The following is a 22,238-nucleotide window of genomic DNA, read 5'->3' on the forward strand; positions in this document are numbered from 1 at the left end:
TTCCTGCGGCGGCGGGCCGGCCAGAAGTCGCTGCCGGGCTGCGGGCTGCGCGGGGCGTCGTGGCCCGTCGAGCCGTGGGGCGGCGCGACGGTTGCCCGGGCGCGCCGCGACCTCGACCACGAGCACGTTGCCGCTGGTGTGGTTCACCGCCCACCCCCTTCCTCCCGGCACCCCGTCAGGTGCCCTGGACCGCGCCCTCGGTGGCGCCCGCGATGAAACCGCGGGCGAAGATGCTGAACACGATGACCAGGGGGAGTGCCGCCATCAGCACACCGGCCATGACCATGCTGTAGTCGGTGGTGTGGCCGACGTTGAGCTGGGCCAGCTCCACCTGGAGGGTCACATGGCCCGGGTCGGTGAGCACGACCAGCGGCCAGATGTAGTCGTTCCAGCAGTTGACGAAGGCGTAGATGGCGAGGAACGACAGCGCGGGCCTGATCATCGGCAGCGCGATGTTCCAGTACTGCCGGAAGAACCCGGCGCCGTCGATGCGGGCGGCGTCGAGGAGTTCGTCGGGCACGCCGTTCTGGATGTACTGGTGCAGCCAGAAGATGCCGAAGGCGTTGGCGAGGGACGGCAGGGCCAGCGCCTTGAGCATGCCCACCCAGCCGATCTTCGACATCAGGATGAACTGCGGCAGGATCGCCAGCTGGAGCGGCAGCATCATGAACAGCAGCAGCGTGCCGAAGAGGATCTTGCGTCCGGGGAAGTCGAACTTGGCGAAGGTGAAGGCCGCCAGCGAGTCGATGAACAGCACCAGGACGGTGGTGACGGTCGCGACCATCACCGTGTTGAGCATCGACCCGAAGAAGTCGATGGTGTTCAGCACGTGCCGGATGTTCTCCAGCAGGTGCGAGCCGAAGGTGAACTTCGGCGGGCTCTTGTAGATGTCCTGCGTGGTGTTGGTCGCCATGATGATCGTCCACGCGAACGGGAAGACCGAGACGAGGACGGCCACGATGAGAACGATGTGCGCCGTGAGGCCCTTGGGGCGGCGGAGTTTCCTGCCCGCCGTGGCCGGCCGTGCGGTGTCGAGGGCCGTCATGCCTTCCTCCCTCGTGTGGTGAGACGCCAGTTGACGGCGACGAGGATGATGATCAGGACGAAGAAGGCCCACACGATGGCCGCGCCGTAGCCGTAGTCGTTGTTGAGGAAGGCCGACTGGTAGAAGTACAGCAAGGTCGTCAGGCCCGCCTGGCCCGGGCCGCCGAGGTTGGCGTTGGCGGCGTTGCTGGCGAACAGGACCTGCGGTTCGCTGAAGCTCTGGAGGCCGTTGATGGTCGAGATGATGACCGTGAACAGGATGATCGGCCGCATGATCGGAATGGTGATCTGGAAGAACGTGCGGATCGGGCCCGCGCCGTCCATCTTCGCCGCCTCGTAGATCGAGCCCGGGATCGCCTGGAGACCGGCCAGGTAGATGATCATGTTGTAGCCGGTCCACTGCCAGGTCATCAGCAGCGAGATGACCACCTTGATCAGCCACGGATTGCTCAGCCACGGCACCGGCGAGATGCCGACTACGCCCAGGATCGCGTTGACCAGACCGAAGTTGTTGCTGAACACCGCGCCGAAGAAGATCGCCACGGCGACGATCGACGTCACGTTCGGCACGTACAGCGCGATGCGGTAGAAGCCCTTGAAGCGCCGCACCGAGTGCAGCAGCGTCGCCAGCATCAGGGCGCCGAAGAGGGTCGGCACGGTGGACAGCACCCAGATCACCAGGGTGTTGCGGATCGACAGCCAGAAGACCGGGTCGTCCCACAGGAACTTGAACTGCTGGAGCCCCACGAACTGCATGCTGCCCAGGCCGTCCCAGCGCTGGAAGGCCAGGTAGAGGGAGTAGAAGACCGGGAAGAACGAGAACGCGGCGAAGATCAGGTAGAACGGCGAGATCGCCAGGTACTGCCGCCAGTACGCCAGCGGACCCCGCCGTTTGGGCCGGGCCGAACCGGCGGGCGTGGTGCGCCGCGGGCGGAACCGGGCCGGGCCCGGCCCGCCGCGATGCCTGGGCACCGCGGCGGGACCGGTGACCGGAGGGGACGTCACCTCAGCTCACCCCCTGCCGCCGGGCGATCTGCTTGGCCTGGCCGACCGCGTCCTTCCAGGCGTCGTCGGGCTTCTTGCCCTTGGCCTCGATGTTGGTCAGTTCCGTCATGAAGGGGGCCATGACGGCGGCGTCGGCGGGCGCCTCGTAGGCCACCTTGATGGCCTTGGCGGCCGGGCCGAAGACCTCGATGATCTTCTGTCCGCCGAAGAAGGCGTCGGGGCCGGTCATGGCCGGCATGGCGTACGCGGCGGGCGCGGCCGGGAAGATGGCGGCGTCCGTGAAGCCGCGGGCGTCGTTGGCGGGGCTCAGGATCCAGCTGATGATCTTGAACGCCTCTTCGGGGTTGCGGCACTGCTTGGGCAGCGCCAGGTAGGAGCCGCCCTGGTTGGCCGGTCCGACCGGGTTGGCGCAGACCCGCCACTTGCCCTTGGTCTGCGGCGCCGCCTGCTCGATGTCCAGCGCGTGCCAGGCCGCGCCGAGCTCGGTGAGCAGGTTCTTGCCGACGGCGGCGTTCCAGGTGTTGTCGTTGATCTTGGCGTCGATGCCCAGGGTGTACGGCCGGACCGCCGTGGTCCACGCGGCGCGGATGTGGTCCCCGTCGCCGATGAAGTGGTTGTCCTTGTCGATGAACCGCTGGGTGCCCTGGCCGACCGCGATGTTGAAGACGGAGCCGATGTTGTTGACCAGGTAGGTGCCGGGGTTCTTCTTCTGGAGCTGGACACCGAGCTGGAAGTAGTCCTCCCAGGTCGTCACGAGCTCGGCGACCTTGGCGGGGTCGGTGTCCACCCCGCCCTTGGCGAAGAGGTCCTCGCGGTAGAAGAGCGCGGTGGGGCCGATGTCGATCGGGAAGCCGATCTGCTTGCCGTCCTCGGTCTGGGCCAGTTTGGTCTTCCAGTCCAGGTACTGCGAGGCGACCTTCTTGAAGCCGAGGTCGTTGAGGTCGAGGAAGCGGCCGGCGTTGGGCAGGAAGGACGCGATGTCCTCGCCCTTGATGCCGGTGATGTCGGGCACGGAGGTGCCCGCCGCGATGGTGGTGGTGAGCTTCTGCTTGAAGTCGCCGCCGATGGAGGCGGAGGTCAGCTTGACCTGGCCGGCGAAGTGCGTCTTGGCCTCGGCGACCACCTTGTCGCTGAGTGCGCCGCCCCAGTACCACAAGGTCAGGTCCTTGCCGTTCTTGGTGCCGCCCGAGCCCGAGCCGCCGCCGCAGGCGACGGTCAGTCCGGAGGCGGCCGCGGTGAGCGCGGCGGCCTGGAGGAAGCCTCTACGTGAAAGGTCCACGGGTCACTCCTGTTGTTCCTGTTCGTGGTGCTGAGGGGTGTGGGACGGACTGTGGGGGCGTTGTGAGGGTCAGTGGGGCCGGGGCGGGGTGACCGGGGCGTGGTGCACCGGCGGGCCGACGTCGGCCGGCAGCCGGTCGGTCAGGAAGCCGTACGTGCTGCGCAGCTCGGGGTCGGTCAGTGAGCGCCACCACCGGTCGACGCCGTACCAGCCGGGGGCCGCAAGGGCTCCGCCGTGCTCCTGGACGGAGAGCCCGGCCGCGAGCACGGCGAACCGCAGCCGCTCCTCCAGGGGCCAGCCGCCCAACGAGGCGGCGACGAACGCGGCGCCGAAGACGTCACCGGCGCCCGTGGCGTCCAGGACGCCGACGCCGAGGGCCGGGACGTCCGCGTACTCGCCGGTGCTCTGGTCGACGGCCACCGCGCCGTCGCCGCCGCGGGTGACCACGGCCACCGGCACCAGTTCGGCGAGCGTGCCGAGGGCCGCGACCGCGCTGTCGGTGCGGGTGTAGGCCATCGCCTCGGTCTCGTTCGGGAGGAAGGCGTGGCACAGGGCCAGCTGGTCCAGGAGGTCCTTCGACCACTCCTGGGTGGGGTCCCAGCCGACGTCCGCGTAGATGTCCGTGCCGTTCGCGGCCGCCTTGGCGAGCCAGGCGCGCGGTTCGGCCTCCAGGTGGACGAGGGCGGTGCGCGCCTCGGGCGGGTCGCCCATCAGCGCGTCCTGGGAGTACGGGGGCTCCTGGCCGTGGGTGACCAGGGCGCGGTCGGTGCCGTAGGCGAGGGCGACGGTGACGGGGGTGGGCCAGCCGTCCGCGGTGCGGGAGAGCGAGAGGTCGATGTCCTCCTGGTCGCACAGCACGTCCCGGCAGTGGTCGCCGTAGAAGTCGTCGCCGAAGACCGTGGCCAGCGAGGTGCGCAGGCCGAAGCGGGACGCGGCGACCGCCAGGTTGGCGATGCCGCCGGGGCCGCAGCCCATGCCGGCCGTCCAGATCTCCTCGCCGGGTGTCGGCGGCTTCCCGAGCCCGGTGAGGACGAGGTCGTAGAAGAGCAGCCCGGTCAGGAGCACGTCGGGCCTGTCGTCGTCCACGCGATGAGCCTCTCGTCAAAACTCGTCAATTTCGATGACGGGAATCGTGCGCTGCTCCGAGAGATTGGTCAATACCCGAGCAGAACTGAGCATGGATTTGATTGAAGATGACGAGTAGTGTTCACGCCGTGCTGGCAGAACGACGACACCAACTCATCCTGCGGGCCCTGCGCTCCGGTGGTCCCGCGTCCGTGACCGATCTCTCCGAGCAGCTGGGTGTGAGCCCCGCCACGATCAGGCGCGACCTGGTCAAGCTCGAGGAGGACGGCCTGCTCACACGTGTCCACGGCGGCGCCGTCGTGGAGGAGGGCGACCAGCCCTTCGCCGAGGTCGCCGAGGTGCGCGTGTCCGAGAAGGACGCCATAGCCGAGCGGGCCGCCGCCATGGTCGCCGACGGCCAGTCGGTGCTGCTCGACATCGGCACCACCGCCTACCGGCTGGCCCGCCAGCTGCACGGCCGCCGCCTCACGGTGATCACCAGCAACCTGGTGGTCTACGAGGAACTCGCCGACGACGAGGGCATCGAGCTGGTGCTGCTCGGCGGCATGCTCCGCCGCGAGTACCGCAGCCTGGTCGGCTTCCTCACCGAGGACAACCTGCGCCAGCTGCACGCCGACTGGCTGTTCCTCGGCACCAGCGGAGTACGCCCCGGCGGTCAGGTGATGGACACGACGGTCGTCGAGGTGCCGGTCAAACGGGCCATGATCAAGGCCGGTGACAAGGTCGTCCTGCTCGCCGACGCCGCCAAGTTCCCGGGTACCGGGATGGCGAAGGTCTGTGGTCCCGAGGACCTGGACGTGGTGGTGACGAACGCCCCGGCCGACCCGGTCACCCGCGCTTCACTGGAGGAGGCGGGCGTCCAGGTGGTCGAGACAGGAAAGGTGCAAGAGTGAGGCTCACGATTCTGGGCGGCGGCGGGTTCCGCGTGCCGCTCGTGTACGGCGCCCTCCTGGGCGACCGCGGCGAGGGCAGGGTCACCGAGGTCGTGCTGCACGACCTGGACGGCCGCAGGCTCTCCGCGGTGACCCGGGTGCTCGCCGAGCAGGCGGCACGCGTCCCCGACGCCCCCGCGGTGACCGCGACGACCGACCTCGACGAGGCCCTGCGCGGCGCCGACTTCGTCTTCTCGGCGATCCGCGTCGGCGGCCTGGAGGGCCGGGCGAACGACGAGCGGGTGGCGCTCGCCGAGGGCGTCCTCGGCCAGGAGACCGTCGGCGCCGGCGGTATCGCCTACGGCCTGCGCACGGTCCCGGTGGCCGTCGACATCGCCCGCCGGGTGGCCAGGCTGGCCCCCGAGGCCTGGGTCATCAACTTCACCAACCCGGCCGGACTGGTCACCGAGGCCATGTCCCGCCACCTCGGTGACCGCGTCATCGGCATCTGCGACTCCCCGGTCGGCCTCGGCCGCCGTATCGCGCGCGTGCTCGGCGCGAACCCGAACGAGGCGTGGATCGACTACGTCGGCCTCAACCACCTCGGCTGGGTCCGCGGCCTGAAGATCGCCGGCCGCGACGAGCTGCCCCGGCTGCTCGCCGACCCGGACCTGCTGGGCTCCTTCGAGGAGGGCAAGCTCTTCGGCGTCGACTGGCTCCAGTCCCTGGGCGCGATCCCCAACGAGTACCTGCACTACTACTACTTCAACCGCGAGGCCGTGCGCGCCTACCAGCAGGCCGAGAAGACCCGCGGCGCCTTCCTCGCCGACCAGCAGGCGCACTTCTACGACGAGGTCACCGACCCCGGCGTGAAGGCCCTGGACGCCTGGGACCGCACCCGCGCCGAGCGCGAGGCCACCTACATGTCGGAGAACCGGGAGACCGCGGGCGCCGGCGAGCGCGACGCCGACGACCTCTCCGGCGGCTACGAGAAGGTCGCCCTCGCCCTGATGCGGGCCATCGCCCGCGACGAGCGCACCACCCTGATCCTCAACGTCCGCAACCGGCGCACGCTCTCCGTGCTCGACGACGACGCCGTGATCGAGGTGCCCTGTCTCGTCGACGCCAACGGTGCCCACCCGGTGGCCGTCGCCCCGCTGCCCGGCCACGCCACCGGCCTGGTCTGCTCGGTCAAGGCGGTGGAGCGCGAGGTGCTGGCCGCCGCCGAGTCAGGCGCCCGCACCACCGCCGTCAAGGCCTTCGCCCTGCACCCGCTGGTCGACTCCGTGGGTGTCGCCCGCCGACTGGTCGAGGGGTACACCGCGGTCCACCCGGGGCTCGCGTACCTTAAGTAGCGCCCGCTTTCTGGAAAGCGCTTTCTCGAAGCTCTTCCGCCCTCCCTGGAGACTTTTCATGCACGACGAACGCACCCGCATCGAGGAGCGCGTCCAGCGCGCGCACGACCAGCGCATCAAGCCCGCGATCTACGCGGCCACCGTGCCCCTCGAGGTCGAGGCCTGGCAGGCGCCGGGTGAGCCGGTCTCCTTCGAGGAGGCCTCGGCCGCCCGCTACGAGCCCTTCGCGATGAACACCCCGTGGGGCCCGCCCTGGGGCACCACCTGGTTCCGGATGCGCGGCCAGGTGCCCGCGGAGTGGGCCGGCCGGCGCGTCGAGACCGTCATCGACCTCGGCTTCGTCGGCGACTGGCCCGGAAACCAGGCCGAGGCCCTGGTCCACCTGGCCGACGGCCGCCCCCTGAAGGCCGTGAACCCGCTCAACCAGTACGTCCCCGTCGCCAACCCCGCTGTCGGCGGCGAGCAGATCGACTACCTGGTCGAGGCCGCCTCCAACCCGGACATCCTCAAGGACAACTTCTCGAAGACCACGCCGATGGGCGACAAGCTCACGGCCGGCTCCGCGCCCCTCTACACCTTCCAGCGCGCCGACCTCGCGATCCTCGACGAGGAGGTCTTCCACCTCGACCTCGACCTCCAGGTCCTGCGCGGGCTCATGGTCCACCTCCCCGACCACGAGCCCCGCCGCCACGAGATCCTGCACGCGCTGGACCGTGCCATGGACGCCCTCGACCTGGACGACGTCGCCGGCACCGCGGCCGCCGTCCGCGAGGTGCTCGCCCCCGTCCTGGCCAGGCCCGCGCACGCCAGCGCGCACACCGTCTCCGGCGTCGGCCACGCCCACATCGACTCCGCCTGGCTCTGGCCGATCCGCGAGACCAAGCGCAAGACGTCCCGCACCTTCTCCAACGTCACCGCGCTCGCCGACGAGTACGACGACTTCATCTTCGCCTGCTCCCAGGCCCAGCAGTACGAGTGGGTGCGCGACAACTACCCGCACGTGTGGGCCCGCATCCAGGAGTCCGTGAAGAAGGGCCAGTGGGCGCCGGTCGGCGGCATGTGGGTCGAGGCCGACGGCAACCTGCCCGGCGGCGAGGCGATGGCCCGCCAGCTCATCCACGGCAAGCGGTTCTTCATCGAGCACTTCGGCATCGAGACCAAGGGCGTCTGGCTGCCGGACTCCTTCGGCTACACCGCGGCCTACCCGCAGCTGGCCAAGCTCGCCGGCAACGAGTGGTTCCTCACCCAGAAGATCTCCTGGAACCAGACCAACAAGTTCCCCCACCACACCTTCTGGTGGGAGGGCATCGACGGCACCCGCATCTACACGCACTTCCCGCCCGTCGACACCTACAACGCCCGCTTCTCCGGCGAGGAGATGGACCGCGCGGTCCGCAACTACTCGGAGAAGGGCGGCGGCACCCGTTCGCTGGCCCCCTTCGGCTGGGGCGACGGCGGTGGCGGCCCCACCCGCGAGATCATGGAGCGCGCCCGGCGCCTCGCCGACCTGGAGGGCTCGCCCAAGGTCGTCATCGAGCACCCGGACGACTTCTTCGCCCAGGCCCGCGCCGAGTACCCGGACGCCCCCGTCTGGGTCGGCGAGCTCTACCTGGAGCTGCACCGCGCCACCTACACCTCCCAGGCCCGCACCAAGCAGGGCAACCGGCGCTCCGAGCACAAGCTGCGCGAGGCCGAGCTGTGGGCGACCACGGCCGCGCTGCACGCGCCGGGCTACACCTACCCGTACGAGAAGCTCGACCGGCTGTGGAAGACGGTCCTCCTCCACCAGTTCCACGACATCCTGCCCGGCTCCTCCATCGCCTGGGTGCACCGCGAGGCGGAGGCCGAGTACGCGCGCGTGGCCGAGGAGCTGGAGGCGCTGACCGCCGAGGCGGTGGCCGCGCTGGGCGCCGGGAGCACCCGGGTCTTCAACACCAGCCCGTACGACCGCTCCGAGGTGGTCCGTACGACCGACGGGACGCCCGCCTTCGTCGAGGTCCCCGCGAACGGCAGCGCCCCGCTGGCCGACGCGCGGCCCGCACGCCCGGTGACCGTCTCCGGCCGGGTGCTCGACAACGGCCTGGTGCGGGTCTCCGTCGCCGAGGACGGCACCCTCGAGTCCGTCTTCGACCTGCGCGCCGGCCGGGAGGTCCTCGCCTCCGCGGGCAACCTGCTCCGGCTGCACACCGACCTCCCGAACTACTGGGACGCCTGGGACATCGACAGCCACTACAAGAACCGGTACACGGACCTCCTGGAGACCACGGCGATCGAGGTCGTCCCGGAGGACCCGCTCGAGGGCGCGATTCGCGTGACCCGCTCCTTCGGCAAGGGCTCGAAGATCACCCAGACGATCTCCGTGCGCGCCGGCAGCCCCCGCATCGACTTCGCGACCGAGATCGACTGGCACGAGGCCGAGAAGATCCTCAAGGCCGCCTTCCCGGTGGACGTCCGCGCCGCGCACTCCTCCGCGGAGATCCAGTTCGGCCACGTCCAGCGCCCCACCCACACCAACACCACCTGGGAGGCGGCCCGGTTCGAGGTCTCCGGCCACCGTTGGGTGCACGTCGCCGAACCGGGCTACGGCGTCGCGGTCCTGAACGACTCGACCTACGGCCACGACGTCTCCCGCACGGTCCGCGAGGACGGCGGCACGACCACCACGGTCCGTCTCAGCCTGGTCCGCGCCCCGCGCATCCCGGACCCCGAGGCCGACCAGGGCAAGCACCGCTTCACCTACTCGCTGCTGCCCGGCGCGAGCATCGACGAGACCGTCGCCGAGGGCTACTCCCTCAACCTCCCGCTCCGGGTGGCGGACGCGGCCGGTGCCCCCGAGCCGGTCGTCTCGGTCGACGGCCAGGGCGTCACCGTCGAGGCGGTCAAGCTCGCCGACGACGCGTCCGGTGACGTGGTGGTCCGCCTCTACGAGTCCGGCGGCGGCCGCGCCCAGGGCGTCCTGCGCACCGGCTTCCCGCTGGCCGGCGCCCAGGTCACCGACCTGCTGGAGCGCCCGCTGGAGGACGCCGAGGTCGAGGACGGCGGTGTGCGGGTGTCGCTGCGTCCCTTCCAGGTGCTGACGCTGCGGTTGCGGAGGGGCTGACGGATGGCGATGCAACCCTGGTTCACCGACGCCAAGTTGGGGATCTTCGTCCACTGGGGCATCTACGCCGTCGACGGCGTCCAGGAGTCCTGGTCGTTCTACGACGACATCGTCCCGCACGACCGGTACATGTCCCAGCTGGAGCGCTTCACGGGCGCCAGGTACGACCCGCGCGAGTGGGCCGACCTGTTCGCCCGGGCGGGCGCCAAGTACGCCGTCCTGACGACCCGTCACCACGACGGAGTCGCCCTGTGGGACACCGAGTTCGGCGACCTCAACCTCGGCAAGGACTACCTCGGCCCCTACGCCGAGGCCCTGCGGGAGAAGGACCTCAAGGTCGGCTTCTACTACTCCCACTCCGACTGGAACCACCCGGACTACGCCTCCACGCGCAAGCCGGGCCGCCCGCCGGAGCAGGAGGACAACCGCTACTCCGAGGTGGCCGCCGAGGACGAGGACCTGGACGCCTGGGAGCGGTTCATCGCCTACCGGGACGGCCAGATCACCGAGCTCGCCTCCCGCTACCGACCGGACCTGATGTGGTTCGACGGCGAGTGGGACCGCAGCGAGGAGCAGTGGCGCATCCCCGAACTCGCCGCGCTGATCCGGTCGTACGTGCCGGACGTCGTCTTCAACGCCCGCATGCTCAGCGAGGGCGACTACGCCACCCCCGAGCAGGGCGCCCCCATCGAACCGCCGGACGGTCCCTGGGAGTTGTGCCTGACGATCAACGACTCGTGGGGGTACCAGCACCACGACCACAACCACAAGTCGCTCGCCCAGCTGATCCGCTACTTCACCGAGACCATCGGCGGGGGCGGCAACCTGCTGCTCGACGTCGGCCCGATGGAGGACGGCACCATCCCCGAGCCGCAGGTCGAGCGGCTCGAAGGGCTGGGGGAGTGGATCGGGAAGCACTCCGAGGCGGTGTACAGGACCCGGCGCGGACTCCCCGCGGGGCACCACTACGGCCCCAGCACCCTCTCCGCGGACGGCCGGACGCTCTACCTGGTCCTCTTCGACGCGCCCCGCGCCGAGATCGGCCTGCGCGGACTCGTCACCCCGGTCCGCAGAGTCACCGTCCTCGGCACCGGCACGGAACTCGGCCACCGGAAGGTGGGCGGACTCCACGACGCCGTGGGCATCGTCTGGATCGACCCGCCGGCCGCGGCGGATCTCGACCCGTACGCCACCGTCCTCAAGGTCGAACTGGACGGGGAATTGGAGCTGTACCGGGGTTCCGGCCGGTTCTGACACAGCTGCGGTGCCTGCCGGTTGAGGGACCGGCAGGCACCGCTGGTTGAGAATCCGTTGTTCGAGGGACGGTGCTCAGCCGGTGAAGCCGGCCGTGATCGAGGTGAACTGCCAGTTGCTCTGGCTGATCCCGGAGCAGTTGCTCACCACGCCACCGCCCGGACACGGCCGGTCGCGGTTGACCGACCAGAAGGCGAGCCGCGCGATGTGGTGGCTGTTGGCCCAGTCCTTGATCTGGGTCCATATCGCCGGGGTCGTGTTCTCCTGCTGGTCGGAGAGCCCGTTCATGCCCGAGATGCCGATGTGGGCGTAGGCGGTCGCGTCGTCCCACCCGAAGGTCGACTTCAGCTTGGCCTTCAGCCCCTCCGTGGCGTTCACGGTGTTGCCGTACATGTCGGAGCCGCCGCCGAAGTCGAACGGCATGATGGTGAACACGTCGATGTTCGCGCCCAGCGACTGGGCCTGCTCGATGAGGCGGTTGCCGTAATAGGTCGGCCCGGTGGTCGAGGTGCCGAAGGTGACGATGGTCTTCAGGCCCGGGTTGTTGGCCTTGACCGTCTTCAGCGCGGTCAGGATCCTCGCCTGCACGGCCTCGTTCTCGAACTCGTCGGTGTTCTCGATGTCCATGTCGATCGCCTTGAGCGAGTAGGCGTCGATCACCTTCTGGAGGGCCGCCGCGAGCGCGCTCGCCGAGGAGCAGTTGGCCCCGAGCTTGCTGCCCTGCCAGCCGCCGAACGACGGCACGACGTCACCGCCGGCGGCCCGGATCTGGTTGATGGCGGTCTGGTCGACGCCGCCGGTCAGCGGCCGGGTGCTGTCCCAGGCGGGGGTGCAGCCACCGGAGTCCAGCATGAACGCCATCGTGAACCACTTGACGCCGGTCGCGCTCATCACGGTCGCCGGGTTCGGCGGATCGCCCCAGCCCTCGTACAGATAGGGCGCGGCCTGCTTGAAGCCGGTGCCGCCACCGGTGCCCGCGTCCGTCGTCACGCTCACGGAGTTGGAGGCGCCGGAGGTGTTTCCGGCCGCGTCCCGCGCCTTGACGGTGAAGGTGTACGCCGTGCTCGGCGAGAGCCCGCTGACCGTGGCGGTCGTTCCGGACACGGTCAGGACGTTGCTGGAGCCCCTGTAGATGTCGTACGCCGTCACCCCCACGTTGTCCGTCGACGCGTTCCACTTCAGCGACACGCTCGACGAGGTCTTGCCGGTGGAGGTCAGTCCGGTGGGCGCGGTCGGTGCCTGCGTGTCCGAACCACCGCCACCGCCGGGGCCGTCGAGGCTGATGTCGTCGGCGTAGTAGGTGCCCTGGGCGTACCAGCCGTGGACGTAGATCTGCGCGCTGGTCTGCGTGGACCCGGTGGTGAAGCTCGTGGTGAGCTGGCTGTACGCCGACGGGGAGGTCGTCCAGGTGGAGGGTCCGCCGGTCACGCCGAGGTACACGTACGAGCCGCGCACCCAGCCGCTGAGCTGGTACGTGGTGCCGGGCTGCACGGCGACGGTCTGGCTGCACTGCGCGTTGTCGCTCGAACTCACGGCACCCTGAAGGGCCTTGGAGCCACCGTGCGCGGGAGAGGAGACGACGGACCCGAGGTTGCCGGTGCAGGTCCAGGGGGAGAGACCGCCCGACTCGAAGCCGGGATTGGTCACGATGTTGGCCGCCTGGGCGGTCTGGGGAAGAGCGATGGCTCCGGCCAGCGCGAGGGCGGCGGAGCCGAGGAGAGCGAGAACTCTGGAACGTCTGAGTGGGTTGCGCACGCGATCTCCCTGAAGAAATGGGGGTGTTCGGGAGTGCAGAGAAGAGCGGGGGTGCGCAACCAAGTTGGTATGGACCAATGTCCCTGTCAAGACAGCGGACGGGAACTGGAACTTACTCAGGGGCGCGGGGAACTGCGCGACCAGCCACAGTTCACCCGCACCCGGCAGACAACCTAAAGCGGCAGTACCTCCGCCGCAGCCTCCATCGCAGGCGCCGGCGCGGGAACGGAGGGCAGCAGGGGCTGCTCCACCTCCTCCACCCGCTGACGCGGCACCGGCACCGACACCGGCCGAAGCTGCCGCGGCCCCGACACCACCGTGTAGTCCTGCCCCAGGAACGGCGGCTCGATCACCCCGGTCTCCTCACCGAGCGCCAACTGCACTGCCGCCCAAGGCACGTTGACCCCGCAGAGGGACAGCTGGTGCAGCCCGCCCGCAGGCCGCGTGTTGACATCCATCAGCACCGGGCGGTCGCCGAACATCCGGAACTGGATGTTGGACAGGTAGTGCAGTCCGAACCCCTCGGCGATCAGCCGCGCCGGCTCCAGCCACTGCTCGTCCTGCGTGAACCCGCGCCGACGGCCGTTCTTCGTGCGGCCGATCGCCAGCCGCACCCGGTTGTCGGTCCCGGTGAGCGTGTCCACCGACACCTCCGGCTGCTCCAGCCGCGGCATGACCAGCCAGTCCACCTGCTCGCCGGCCTGCTCGAGCGCCTCGACGACCATGTCCAGCGAGACGTACGGGCTCGGGAAGCCGTTGAGCTGCGCCAGCGAGAAGGGGGTGCGCGTGATCACGCGGAAGCCCACCCCGCCGGCGCCGGAGGCCGGCTTGAAGCACGCCTTGTGCCCGTCCGCCTCCAGCGCCTCAACGGCCGTCACCAGCTCGGCCGCGGTCCGCACCCGCCACCACGGCGGCACCGGGACACCGACCGACTGGACCGCCTCGTAGGCGACGACCTTGTCGTGGAAGACGGCCACGCCCTCCGGCGGCGGCGCCAGCAGCGCCGTACCGACGGCCGCGAAGTCGGCCCGGTGGGCCACGATCGCCGCCTGGTGCAGCCGGGGCACGAACACGTCGATGCCGCGCCGCTGGCACTGGTCGAGCGCGAACTCGACGTAGGCGGCGGGGGACAGGCCCTCCGGCTCCAGTTCGGCGGTGTCCGCCGCGGCCAGCACCGGCGAGTCGGGGTCGCCGTGCGTGGCGTGGATCTCGACGGCGCGATCGCTGGGATTTCGCCGCAACTGATCCATGAAGAACACGTTCTCCGCGTACGTGCGGTTGAGCCAGACGCGTACGCGAGAGAGCATGCAGGCCGCCTTTCGGGCATTTTCGGGCACGGCGAAGCGGGCCCGTGCCCGGGCAGGGTGATTGGAGGGACACCAAACCGCCCCTGGAAAGGGAAGTTCCATGCGGTGGTGTTGGGGCGATCATACGGCTTTCCCGGGGTCCCGCGTGCAACGCCCGTGTTACGGATTACCCGATCATGAACGCCCCCTGGGCGGTTCACTCTTGTACCAGGAAACCAAATGTGTTCTCGTGGTTCCACTCGGTGCTCGGAGGGGGCGAGAGGTGACGTCTACGGCCGGTGCCGCGGCACAGCTCCTGGCCATCAGCGATCTGCACATCGGCTACCCCGAGAACCGCGCCCTCGTCGAGGAGCTGCGTCCCGGGACCGACGACGACTGGCTCCTGGTGGCCGGTGACGTCGCGGAGACCGTCGCCGACGTCCGCTGGGCCCTCGAAACCCTGGCCGGCCGCTTCCGCCGGGTCGTCTGGGCGCCCGGCAACCACGAACTGTGGACCCACCCCAAGGACACCGTCACCCTGCGCGGGGTCGCCCGCTACGAGCACCTGGTCGCGATGTGCCGGGACCTGGGCGTCCTCACCCCCGAGGACCCCTACCCGGTCTGGGAGGGCCCCGGCGGCCCGGTCGCCGTCGCCCCGCTCTTCCTGCTCTACGACTACTCGTTCCTGCCGGCCGGCTGCACCACCAAGGAACAGGGCCTGGAGTACGCCCACGGCACCGGCATCGTGTGCAACGACGAGTACCTGCTGCACCCCGACCCGTACCCGACCCGCGAGGCATGGTGCCGGGCCCGGGTCGCCGAGACCGAGCGCCGGCTCGAAGCGCTCCCCGATGACCTGCCCATGGTGCTCGTCAACCACTACCCGCTGGACCGGCACCCCACGGACGTCCTGTGGTACCCCGAGTTCGCCATGTGGTGCGGCACCACGCTGACCGCCGACTGGCACCGCCGCTTCCGCGTCGAGACGATGGTCTACGGCCATCTGCACATCCCCCGGACCACCTGGCACGAGGGGGTCCGCTTCGAGGAGGTGTCGGTGGGCTACCCGCGGGAGTGGCGCAAGCGGCCGGAGCCGCCGGGCAGGCCGCGCCTGATCGTGCCCGGGGAGGTGGGCGCACGATGATCGAGGAACTCCTGCCGGACCCGGTGGTCGCCGTGGAGGCGTACGGCGCCGACGAGCGGGACGACGCCGGTCTGTACTCCGTCGAGGCCGGGCACGCCGGGCTGTACCCGGAGGAGGCCGCGCTCGTCGCGCACGCCGTTCCCAAGCGCCGCCGGGAGTTCACCCTGGTGCGCGCCTGCGCCCGGCGGGCGATGGAGAAGCTCGGTGTGCCGCCGCAGCCGCTCCTGCCCGGTGAACGGGGTGCCCCACGCTGGCCCGCCGGTCTCACCGGCAGCATGACCCACTGCGACGGCTACTGCGCCGCGGCCGTGGTCCGGGCCGCGGACCTGGCGTCCCTCGGCATCGACGCCGAACCCCACGGTCCGCTCCCGGAGGGTGTGCTGGAGAGCGTCTCCCTGCCGGGGGAGCGGATCAGGCTTCGGGAGCTCGCCGGGCAGCACCCCGCCGTCCACTGGGACAGGCTGCTGTTCAGCGCCAAGGAGTCCGTCTACAAGGCGTGGTTCCCCCTCACCGGCAAGTGGCTGGACTTCTCCGAGGCCGACATCGCGATCCACGTCGACCCCGAGGGGCCTCCCGGTGGCACCCTGCGCGCCGAACTCCTCGTGCCCGGCCCGCTGGTGGGCGGTGTGCGCCGCGGGGCCTTCGAGGGCCGCTGGACGGTCCAGGGCGGTCTCGTGGCGACCTCCGTGACCGTGCCGCACGCCTGAGCGGGCGGCACGGCCGAGGGCGCGGCACGGCCCCGGACGCTCCTACGGTTCCGGGGCGGACGCCCTTATGGCTCCGGCGGGCACCAGCCCCGCAGCAGCCTGAAGAACTCCTCCTCGTTGCCCGCAAGGCCCGCGTCCGCCAGCGCCTGTTCGGCCTCGGCGAGGACCGTCGGCGGGACCACCGGTGGCCGGGTGGTGTCGGGCGGACCCGACGCGGTGTCGAAAGCGGCCCGCACCGTGTGCAGCAGCCGCAGATACGCCTGGACGGCGGTGCGCTCACGGTCGGTCAGTACGGCGGTGGGCATCGGCGGCTCTCCCCAAGTCGTGGTCGGACATACGGCTGTGTGTCTCCAGCTTGCCGTCCACCACTGACAATCCGGTCTCCGTGCCCCTTCGTTCGCCCGCTTAGCGGAGGCGAAACCTCCCCGAAATCACCCTGGGGAAAGGGGTCCTACGCTGGGAGGAAGGGCTTTCGGCCGGCTCGCGGCGGCCGGTGAGACGGAGGGAGGTGGGCGCGTGGTCGACGACCCGCGCGGACGCCCGGTGCGCGCCGTCCGGCTGCGCCCGGTGGGCGACGCCGCACCAGAGCTGCGGTACCGCGTGGTGCACGGTTACCGCCGTGCCTACCGCATGGCCGGTGACGGCCCGGCACTGGTGCTCGTGCACGGCATCGGGGACTCCTCGGCGACCTGGGCGGACCTGATCCCCCCGCTCGCCCGCACCCACACCGTGATCGCCCCCGACCTGCTCGGCCACGGCGACTCCGACAAGCCGCGCGCCGACTACTCGGTGGCCGCGTACGCCAACGGCGTGCGGGATCTGCTCACCACCCTGGGCATCGAGTCGGCCACGCTGGTCGGGCACTCGCTCGGCGGGGGCGTGGCCATGCAGTTCGCCTACCAGTTCCCGGAGCGCACCGAGCGGCTCGTCCTGGTCGGCGCGGGCGGGGTGGGCCGCGAGGTCAACCCCGTGCTGCGGCTGGTCTCGCTGCCGGGTGCGCATCTGATGCTGTCGGCCCTGCGGCTGCCCGGGATGCGGCTGCAAGTGGGGCTCGCCGTGCGCCTGATGAAGCTCCTGGACACCGATCTCGGCCAGGACGCCCCGGACATCCTGAACCTCGTCGACGCGCTCCCCGACGAGACCTCCCGCAACGCCTTCATCCGCACCCTGCGCGCGGTCGTCGACTGGCGCGGGCAGGTCGTCACCATGCTGGATCGCTGTTACCTCACCGAGGGCATGCCGACCATGCTGCTGTGGGGCGACCGCGACAGCGTGGTGCCCGTGCGGCACGCCCACCGGGCCCACGAGGCGATGCCCGGCAGCCGCCTGGAGATCTTCGAGGGCGCGGGCCACTTCCCGTTCCACACCGATCCCGCCCGGTTCGTCTCGCTGGTCGAGGAGTTCACGGCCACGACGGGCCCGGCGCACTGGAGCCGGGAGCACTGGCGGGAACTGCTGCGCGAGGGACGGCCGGACGGTCCGCGCGCGCGTGCCGTGGAGCGGGACCTGAGGGAGGCGAGCGAACGCAGCGCCACGTGAGGGAGCGGATCTCAGCCCTGGGGCCCGCGATAGCCGAGGGACGCCTCGATCCGCCCCGCCAGGCGGTCCCGCTGCGCCGGCCCCCGCAGCGGCGAACCCGGGAGCAGCGTCCGGCACTTGCTGGCCAGGAGCAGACCGAAGCTCTCCGCGTCCCGCTCGTCGGCGAGCTCGAAACGGCTGCGCGCGGCGACCTTGCGGACCGTGGCCTGGAGGTCGGCGTCGTCGTGGAGGAGACGGGCCGCGACCGCGGCGCCCTCGACATGGTGGGAGCAGTGACCGGCGTTCATGTGCCACAGCTCGTGGCCGAGAATCACCAACTGGTGGTCCGGCGCGGTGCGTTCCTCGATCACGACGAGGTCCTGGTCGGCCATGTCGAGCCACAGTCCGCTCGCGGTGCCGGGCGGGAAGGGCGCCGTACGGAAGTGGACCGGGCGGCCCCGGCGTCTGCTCATCGCCTCGCACAGGGCGCCGTACAGGTGCTCGGGCCGGGCCGGCGCGGTCAGCTCCAGTTCCGCGACCAACTCGCCGCTGAGGCGGCGCATGTGCTTACCGATGCCCACAGTTGTCTCCCGGATCAGGACTCGGGCCGCTTGACGCTCTCCAGGAGCATGTCCAGCCACTCGGCGACCTTGTCACGGTGCTGGTCGGTGGGCAGCTGGGCGGCCCGCCAGGCGATCCCCCGGACACCGTGGTCCTGGAGCAGTCGCTCCAGCGGGTCGTGGGCGGCCGCGGCGGCCTCCCGCTCCCGGTCGGCGAGCTTGTGCAGCAGTTCCTGCTCGGTGCGCTGGAGCGCGCCCGCGAGCGCCTCGGGATCCTCGGCGGTGAGGAACCCGGCGTGCACCCGGAAAAACCGCTGGATGGCGTCGCAGTGCTCCATGGTGGGGCGGCGGTCGCCGTTGATGAGGGCGCCCGCCTGCTGCCGGGACATGCCGGCCCCGTCGGCGATCTCCTGCTGGGTGTACTTGCGGCCGCCCGGCTTGAGCCGGGTGCGGCGCAGCAGGTCGAGCCGTTGCAGGAACCGTGCCTGGACGTCCGGTTCGCCGGCCGTGCGTCCGCTCAGCAGCGCCTTGACGACGGGCTCGGGGACGCCGGAGGCCACGGACAGCCGCCCGGTGTCGAAGACCTGCGCGTGCGGGACGCCGAGCCGGTCGGCGAGTGCGGTGACGCGGGCGACGACGGCCGTCAGCACGACCGTTGCCGCGTCGTCCGGGCTCCCGAAGCCATCCGACACCGACAGATCTCCTACGTCTCTCACCCGACTTCTCACAGGCCCTCGCCGTGAACTTCCCGGAGAGTAGCCCGTTGTTCGAACTCACATCCAGGTCTCGCCACAACTGTGGCCAATTTCAGCCGTCAACCGTCATGGAATGCCACGATAGTTGACACGCCTCCTGACGGGGAAGCAGGATCAAGGCGCCGCGTGAAGGCCGCATAGGCAAGAGGGGTGACCTCCCGATGGCACATCAGGCAGGTGGGCAGCCGTCGGAACCGCGGCCCGGCCCCGAGGGGCTCGAAGCCCAGGCGTACCTTCAGGACTACGCCACGCTCCTGGAAGCCGTCCCCTTCCCGTCCGTCGTCCTCGACCACCGCTGGGACGTCGTTCTCGCCAACACTGCTTTCGCGTCACTTTTCCGCGCCGTTGGCCCGCATCCGACGGCCATGCCGGGTGACAACTTCCTCCGCTTCGTCCTGTTCCATCCGGATGCGAGCTCCGTCCTCGGGGAGCACGAATCGCGCTGGTGTCTGCCGGTGCTCGCGCAGTTCGCCGCCGCGGTCGAGCGGCACGGCCATGACCACGGGCTCCAGGCGATCCGGCGGGACATCGCCCAGGACCCGATCATGGAGGCCGCCTACCGGCACGGGCTGCCGCACTGGATCCGCGCGGTCGGCGTACAGGCCGTGGAGCACGACGGCTCCGTTCGGCCCCTGGTGCACCCGGATCCGCGGTGGGGTGCCACCGACTGCCGGGTCGTCGACGAGACCCCGCCCACGCTGCGCGAACTCGGCTGCACCAGACTGACCCTGGTGCTCCGCCCGGCCGGCGCCCGGCGCCGCCCGCGCCGCGCCGCCGGCCACCTCACGGTGGTGCCCGCCCCCGAGGCCTGACGGGCACCGTCGGCGTTCAGGTCGTCGACGGCGCCTCGTCAGTGATCGCCGGTCCCCGGGGAATCACGGCGTGCCACGGGGTCCCTGCCCCCGGTCCACGGCCGGCCCGGTGGATTCGCGGGCCGACCCCTGAATGCGGGCCGACCGCTGAATGCGGGCCGACCCCTGGATTCGGGTGGACCCCCTGGATTCGCTGACCGCTGTCGGCCCTACGCAAGCCGCTTGCATTTCTTGCGCTATTCTTGCGCGCATGACGCGACGACTTGCCGAGGTGGCGAAGAAGGTCGGGGTCAGTGAGGCCACGGTCAGCCGGGTGCTCAACGGCAAGCCCGGGGTTTCCGAGGGCACCCGGCAGGCCGTGCTGTCCGCGCTGGACGTGCTCGGCTACGAGCGGCCCACGCAGCTGCGCGGCGAGCGGGCCCGGCTGGTGGGACTGGTGCTGCCGGAGCTCCAGAACCCGATCTTCCCCGCCTTCGCCGAGGTCATCGGCGGAGCGCTGGCCCAGCTCGGGCTGACGCCGGTGCTCTGCACCCAGACCAAGGGCGGGGTGTCCGAGGCGGACTACGTGGAACTGCTGCTGCAACAGCAGGTGTCCGGGGTCGTCTTCGCCGGTGGGCTGTACGCGCAGGCCGACGCCCCGCACGACCACTACCGGCTGCTCGCCGAGCGCAGGATCCCGGTGGTGCTGGTCAACGCGTCCATCGAGGACCTCGGCTTCCCCGGGGTCTCCTGCGACGACGCGGTGGCGGTCGAGCAGGCCTGGCGGCACCTGGCCTCGCTGGGGCACGAGCGGATCGGGCTGTTGCTGGGGCCGGAGGACCATGTGCCCTCGGCGCGCAAGCTGGCCGCCGCACGGGCCGTGGGGGACCTGCCCGACGAGCATGTCGCCCGGGCGATGTTCTCGATCGAGGGCGGGCACGCCGCGGCCTCCCGGCTCATCGACCGGGGTGTCACCGGCATCATCTGCGCCAGCGACCCGCTGGCGCTCGGCGCCGTCAGGGCCGCCCGCCGCAAGGGCCTGGACGTGCCCTCCCGGGTCTCGGTCGTCGGTTACGACGACTCGGCGTTCATGAACTGCACCGAGCCTCCGCTCACCACGGTCCGGCAGCCCATCGAGGCCATGGGCAGGGCGGCCGTGGAGTTGCTGAACACGCAGATCAGCGGCGGTTTCGTGGCGCGCGAGGAGCTGCTGTTCGAGCCCGAGCTGGTGGTGCGGGGCTCGACGGCACCGCCGCCCCGTTCCTGAGATCCACCTACCTGTCAAATAATTTCAGATTGCGCGCGACATCTTGCGGACAGATGTCGCCGGTGCTTGAGTGTGCCCCGCCCACCGCTCCTGCCCAGAGGGGTCCACCGATGAGAAGCACCGGGTTCCGCCGTACGTTCGTCGCGCTCAGCGTCTGCTCGCTCGCCCTCGCCCTGACCTCCTGCGGGTCCGGCGGTGACGACTCCGCCAGTGGCAAGACCCGCATCACGGTCAACTGCATGCCGCCCAAGAGCGCCGAGGTCGACCGCCGGTTCTTCGAGCAGGACATCGCGTCCTTCGAGAAGCAGAACCCGGACATCGACGTCGTCGCCCACGACGCGTTCCCCTGCCAGGACCCCAAGACCTTCGACGCCAAGCTCGCCGGCGGACAGATGGAGGACGTCTTCTACACGTACTTCACCGACGCCCGGCATGTCGTGGACATCCACCAGGCCGCCGATCTCACCCCGTACGTCAAGGAGTTGAAGAGCTACGGCACCCTCCAGCAGCAGCTCCGCGACATCTACACCGTCGACGGCAAGATCTACGGCATCCCCCGCACCGGCTACTCGATGGGCCTGATCTACAACAAGAAACTCTTCGAGAAGGCCGGTCTCGACCCTGAGCAACCCCCGGCCACCTGGGCGGAGTTGCGCGCCGACGCCAAGAGGATCGCGGCACTGGGCGACGGCACCGTCGGGTACGCCGACTACAGCGCCCAGAACCAGGGCGGCTGGCACTTCACCGCCGAGCTGTACTCCCAGGGCGGCGACGTCGTCAGCGCCGACGGCAGGAAGGCCACCGTCGACACCCCCGAGGGCCGTGCCGTCCTCCAGAACCTCCATGACATGCGCTGGACCGACGACTCCATGGGCAGCAAGCAGCTCCTCGTGATCAACGACGTCCAGCAGCTGATGGGTTCGGGCAAGCTCGGCATGTACCTCTCCGCCCCGGACAACATCCCGATCCTGGTCAAGGAGAAGGGCGGCGACTACAAGGACCTCGCGCTCGCCCCGATGCCCGGAGGCAAGGGCACGCTCATCGGCGGCGACGGCTACATGGTCAACAAGAAGGCGAGCCCCGACCAGATCAGGGCCGCCCTGAAGTGGCTCGACCACATGTTCCTCACCCCCGGAGCGGGCTTCCTCGGCGACTACGCCCGTGCCAGGAAGGCCGACGCCCCGGTCGGCCTGCCCGAACCGCGTCTGTTCACCGGTGCCGCCGACGCCAAGGACCAGCAGGTCAAGAAGGCCAACGCCAATGTGCCGGTGGAGAACTACCAGGCCTTCCTCGACGGCAACCAGAGCCTGGACATGAAGATCGAGCCCCCGCACGCCCAGCAGATCTACTCCGTCCTCGACAGTGCTGTCTCCGCCGTCCTCACCAAGAAGGACGCCGACATCGACCGGCTCCTGGAAGACGCCTCGACCAAGATCGACGGCATCCTGGCCCGGGGCTGA

General features: G+C 70.4%; 19 protein-coding genes. 10 read left to right on the forward strand and 9 right to left on the reverse strand.

All coding sequences use genetic code 11. The annotated features are described in order from the left end of the window. Positions 1 to 175: 175 nt before the first annotated feature. The 4 genes from IF54_RS0105285 to IF54_RS0105300 all read right to left on the reverse strand — a co-directional run bounded on the left by IF54_RS0105285 (position 176) and on the right by IF54_RS0105300 (position 4,414). Complete coding sequence (locus IF54_RS0105285; RefSeq protein WP_030315006.1) at positions 176 to 1,045, reverse strand: carbohydrate ABC transporter permease; 870 nt, start codon at positions 1,043 to 1,045, stop codon at positions 176 to 178. Beyond that, positions 1,042 to 2,016 (reverse strand): carbohydrate ABC transporter permease, encoded by a 975-nt coding sequence (locus tag IF54_RS0105290; RefSeq protein WP_199821185.1) that lies wholly within the window; start codon positions 2,014 to 2,016, stop codon positions 1,042 to 1,044. Before IF54_RS0105290 ends, IF54_RS0105285 begins: the two co-directional genes overlap by 4 nt. Positions 2,017 to 2,050: 34 nt before the next feature. Beyond that, complete coding sequence (locus tag IF54_RS0105295; RefSeq protein ID WP_030315014.1) at positions 2,051 to 3,328, reverse strand: ABC transporter substrate-binding protein; 1,278 nt, start codon at positions 3,326 to 3,328, stop codon at positions 2,051 to 2,053. 69 nt (positions 3,329 to 3,397) lie between these two features. Next, the gene (locus tag IF54_RS0105300) at positions 3,398 to 4,414 is read right to left on the reverse strand and encodes a carbohydrate kinase family protein (RefSeq protein WP_030315017.1); all 1,017 of its coding nucleotides are present in this window, start codon (positions 4,412 to 4,414) and stop codon (positions 3,398 to 3,400) included. Between the two features lie 128 nt (positions 4,415 to 4,542). Between IF54_RS0105300 and IF54_RS0105305 the strand changes: the two genes are divergently transcribed. The 4 genes from IF54_RS0105305 to IF54_RS0105320 are packed head-to-tail and all read left to right on the forward strand — an operon-like array spanning position 4,543 to position 10,995. Further along, on the forward strand, positions 4,543 to 5,307 hold the full coding sequence (locus IF54_RS0105305; RefSeq protein ID WP_020135535.1) for a DeoR/GlpR family DNA-binding transcription regulator: 765 nt from the start codon (positions 4,543 to 4,545) through the stop codon (positions 5,305 to 5,307). Next, complete coding sequence (locus IF54_RS0105310; RefSeq protein WP_030315020.1) at positions 5,304 to 6,641, forward strand: 6-phospho-beta-glucosidase; 1,338 nt, start codon at positions 5,304 to 5,306, stop codon at positions 6,639 to 6,641. Before IF54_RS0105305 ends, IF54_RS0105310 begins: the two co-directional genes overlap by 4 nt. 58 nt (positions 6,642 to 6,699) lie before the next feature. Then, positions 6,700 to 9,741 (forward strand): alpha-mannosidase, encoded by a 3,042-nt coding sequence (locus IF54_RS0105315; protein WP_030315021.1) that lies wholly within the window; start codon positions 6,700 to 6,702, stop codon positions 9,739 to 9,741. Between the two features lie 3 nt (positions 9,742 to 9,744). Then, a complete protein-coding gene (locus IF54_RS0105320) occupies positions 9,745 to 10,995 on the forward strand; it encodes an alpha-L-fucosidase (protein ID WP_030315023.1) in 1,251 nt (416 codons plus the stop codon). Positions 10,996 to 11,070: 75 nt separating this feature from the next. Here IF54_RS0105320 and IF54_RS0105325 read toward each other — a convergent pair whose 3' ends face one another. Then, positions 11,071 to 12,750 carry a carbohydrate binding domain-containing protein gene (locus tag IF54_RS0105325; RefSeq protein ID WP_030315025.1) on the reverse strand — a complete coding sequence of 560 codons (1,680 nt, stop codon included), beginning with the start codon at positions 12,748 to 12,750 and terminating at the stop codon, positions 11,071 to 11,073. Between the two features lie 173 nt (positions 12,751 to 12,923). Further along, positions 12,924 to 14,057, reverse strand: a complete 1,134-nt coding sequence (locus tag IF54_RS0105330; RefSeq protein WP_030315027.1) for an ATP-grasp domain-containing protein — start codon at positions 14,055 to 14,057, stop codon at positions 12,924 to 12,926. 262 nt (positions 14,058 to 14,319) lie between these two features. Between IF54_RS0105330 and IF54_RS0105335 the strand changes: the two genes are divergently transcribed. Both IF54_RS0105335 and IF54_RS0105340 read left to right on the forward strand, forming a co-directional pair. Then, entirely contained in the window at positions 14,320 to 15,180 is an 861-nt protein-coding gene (locus IF54_RS0105335; protein WP_030315029.1) for a metallophosphoesterase family protein, read from the forward strand. Next, a complete protein-coding gene (locus IF54_RS0105340) occupies positions 15,177 to 15,887 on the forward strand; it encodes a 4'-phosphopantetheinyl transferase family protein (RefSeq protein ID WP_030315031.1) in 711 nt (236 codons plus the stop codon). The genes IF54_RS0105335 and IF54_RS0105340 overlap by 4 nt, the downstream gene beginning before the upstream one ends. 65 nt (positions 15,888 to 15,952) lie before the next feature. Here the strand turns inward: IF54_RS0105340 and IF54_RS0105345 are convergent, their stop codons facing one another. Next, positions 15,953 to 16,192 carry a hypothetical protein gene (locus tag IF54_RS0105345; protein ID WP_030315033.1) on the reverse strand — a complete coding sequence of 80 codons (240 nt, stop codon included), beginning with the start codon at positions 16,190 to 16,192 and terminating at the stop codon, positions 15,953 to 15,955. A 211-nt stretch (positions 16,193 to 16,403) separates the two neighbouring features. Here IF54_RS0105345 and IF54_RS0105350 point away from each other — a divergent pair, with 211 nt between their 5' ends. Continuing rightward, positions 16,404 to 17,426: an alpha/beta fold hydrolase gene (locus IF54_RS0105350; protein WP_030315036.1), complete on the forward strand. Its 1,023-nt coding sequence runs from the start codon at positions 16,404 to 16,406 to the stop codon at positions 17,424 to 17,426. Positions 17,427 to 17,437: 11 nt separating this feature from the next. On the opposite strand, the gene IF54_RS0105355 is transcribed toward IF54_RS0105350, so the two are convergent. Both IF54_RS0105355 and IF54_RS0105360 read right to left on the reverse strand, forming a co-directional pair. Next, positions 17,438 to 17,968 carry a hypothetical protein gene (locus IF54_RS0105355; RefSeq protein ID WP_030315038.1) on the reverse strand — a complete coding sequence of 177 codons (531 nt, stop codon included), beginning with the start codon at positions 17,966 to 17,968 and terminating at the stop codon, positions 17,438 to 17,440. 32 nt (positions 17,969 to 18,000) lie between these two features. After that, positions 18,001 to 18,657, reverse strand: a complete 657-nt coding sequence (locus IF54_RS0105360) for a helix-turn-helix domain-containing protein (protein ID WP_030315040.1) — start codon at positions 18,655 to 18,657, stop codon at positions 18,001 to 18,003. Between the two features lie 224 nt (positions 18,658 to 18,881). On the opposite strand from IF54_RS0105360, the gene IF54_RS0105365 reads away from it, so the two are divergent. The 3 genes from IF54_RS0105365 (at position 18,882) to IF54_RS0105375 (ending at position 22,238) form a co-directional block, all read left to right on the forward strand. Continuing rightward, positions 18,882 to 19,532 (forward strand): hypothetical protein, encoded by a 651-nt coding sequence (locus IF54_RS0105365; RefSeq protein WP_030315042.1) that lies wholly within the window; start codon positions 18,882 to 18,884, stop codon positions 19,530 to 19,532. Between the two features lie 250 nt (positions 19,533 to 19,782). Then, on the forward strand, positions 19,783 to 20,778 hold the full coding sequence (locus IF54_RS0105370; RefSeq protein ID WP_030315044.1) for a LacI family DNA-binding transcriptional regulator: 996 nt from the start codon (positions 19,783 to 19,785) through the stop codon (positions 20,776 to 20,778). Positions 20,779 to 20,888: 110 nt separating this feature from the next. Then, the gene (locus IF54_RS0105375) at positions 20,889 to 22,238 is read left to right on the forward strand and encodes an ABC transporter substrate-binding protein (RefSeq protein ID WP_030315046.1); all 1,350 of its coding nucleotides are present in this window, start codon (positions 20,889 to 20,891) and stop codon (positions 22,236 to 22,238) included.

Source organism: Streptomyces sp. NRRL B-3229 (genome assembly GCF_000719505.1).
Classification (GTDB): Bacteria; Actinomycetota; Actinomycetes; order Streptomycetales; family Streptomycetaceae; genus Streptomyces; species Streptomyces griseorubiginosus.

Coding starts and splice junctions, on each gene's coding strand:
- IF54_RS0105345 (WP_030315033.1), bottom strand. CDS start 16,192: ATGCCCACCGCCGTACTGACCGACCGTGAGCGCACCGCCGTCCAGGCG.
- IF54_RS0105370 (WP_030315044.1), top strand. CDS start 19,783: ATGACGCGACGACTTGCCGAGGTGGCGAAGAAGGTCGGGGTCAGTGAG.
- IF54_RS0105355 (WP_030315038.1), bottom strand. CDS start 17,968: ATGCGCCGCCTCAGCGGCGAGTTGGTCGCGGAACTGGAGCTGACCGCG.
- IF54_RS0105375 (WP_030315046.1), top strand. CDS start 20,889: ATGAGAAGCACCGGGTTCCGCCGTACGTTCGTCGCGCTCAGCGTCTGC.
- IF54_RS0105330 (WP_030315027.1), bottom strand. CDS start 14,057: ATGCTCTCTCGCGTACGCGTCTGGCTCAACCGCACGTACGCGGAGAAC.
- IF54_RS0105315 (WP_030315021.1), top strand. CDS start 6,700: ATGCACGACGAACGCACCCGCATCGAGGAGCGCGTCCAGCGCGCGCAC.
- IF54_RS0105340 (WP_030315031.1), top strand. CDS start 15,177: ATGATCGAGGAACTCCTGCCGGACCCGGTGGTCGCCGTGGAGGCGTAC.
- IF54_RS0105320 (WP_030315023.1), top strand. CDS start 9,745: ATGGCGATGCAACCCTGGTTCACCGACGCCAAGTTGGGGATCTTCGTC.
- IF54_RS0105285 (WP_030315006.1), bottom strand. CDS start 1,045: ATGACGGCCCTCGACACCGCACGGCCGGCCACGGCGGGCAGGAAACTC.
- IF54_RS0105365 (WP_030315042.1), top strand. CDS start 18,882: ATGGCACATCAGGCAGGTGGGCAGCCGTCGGAACCGCGGCCCGGCCCC.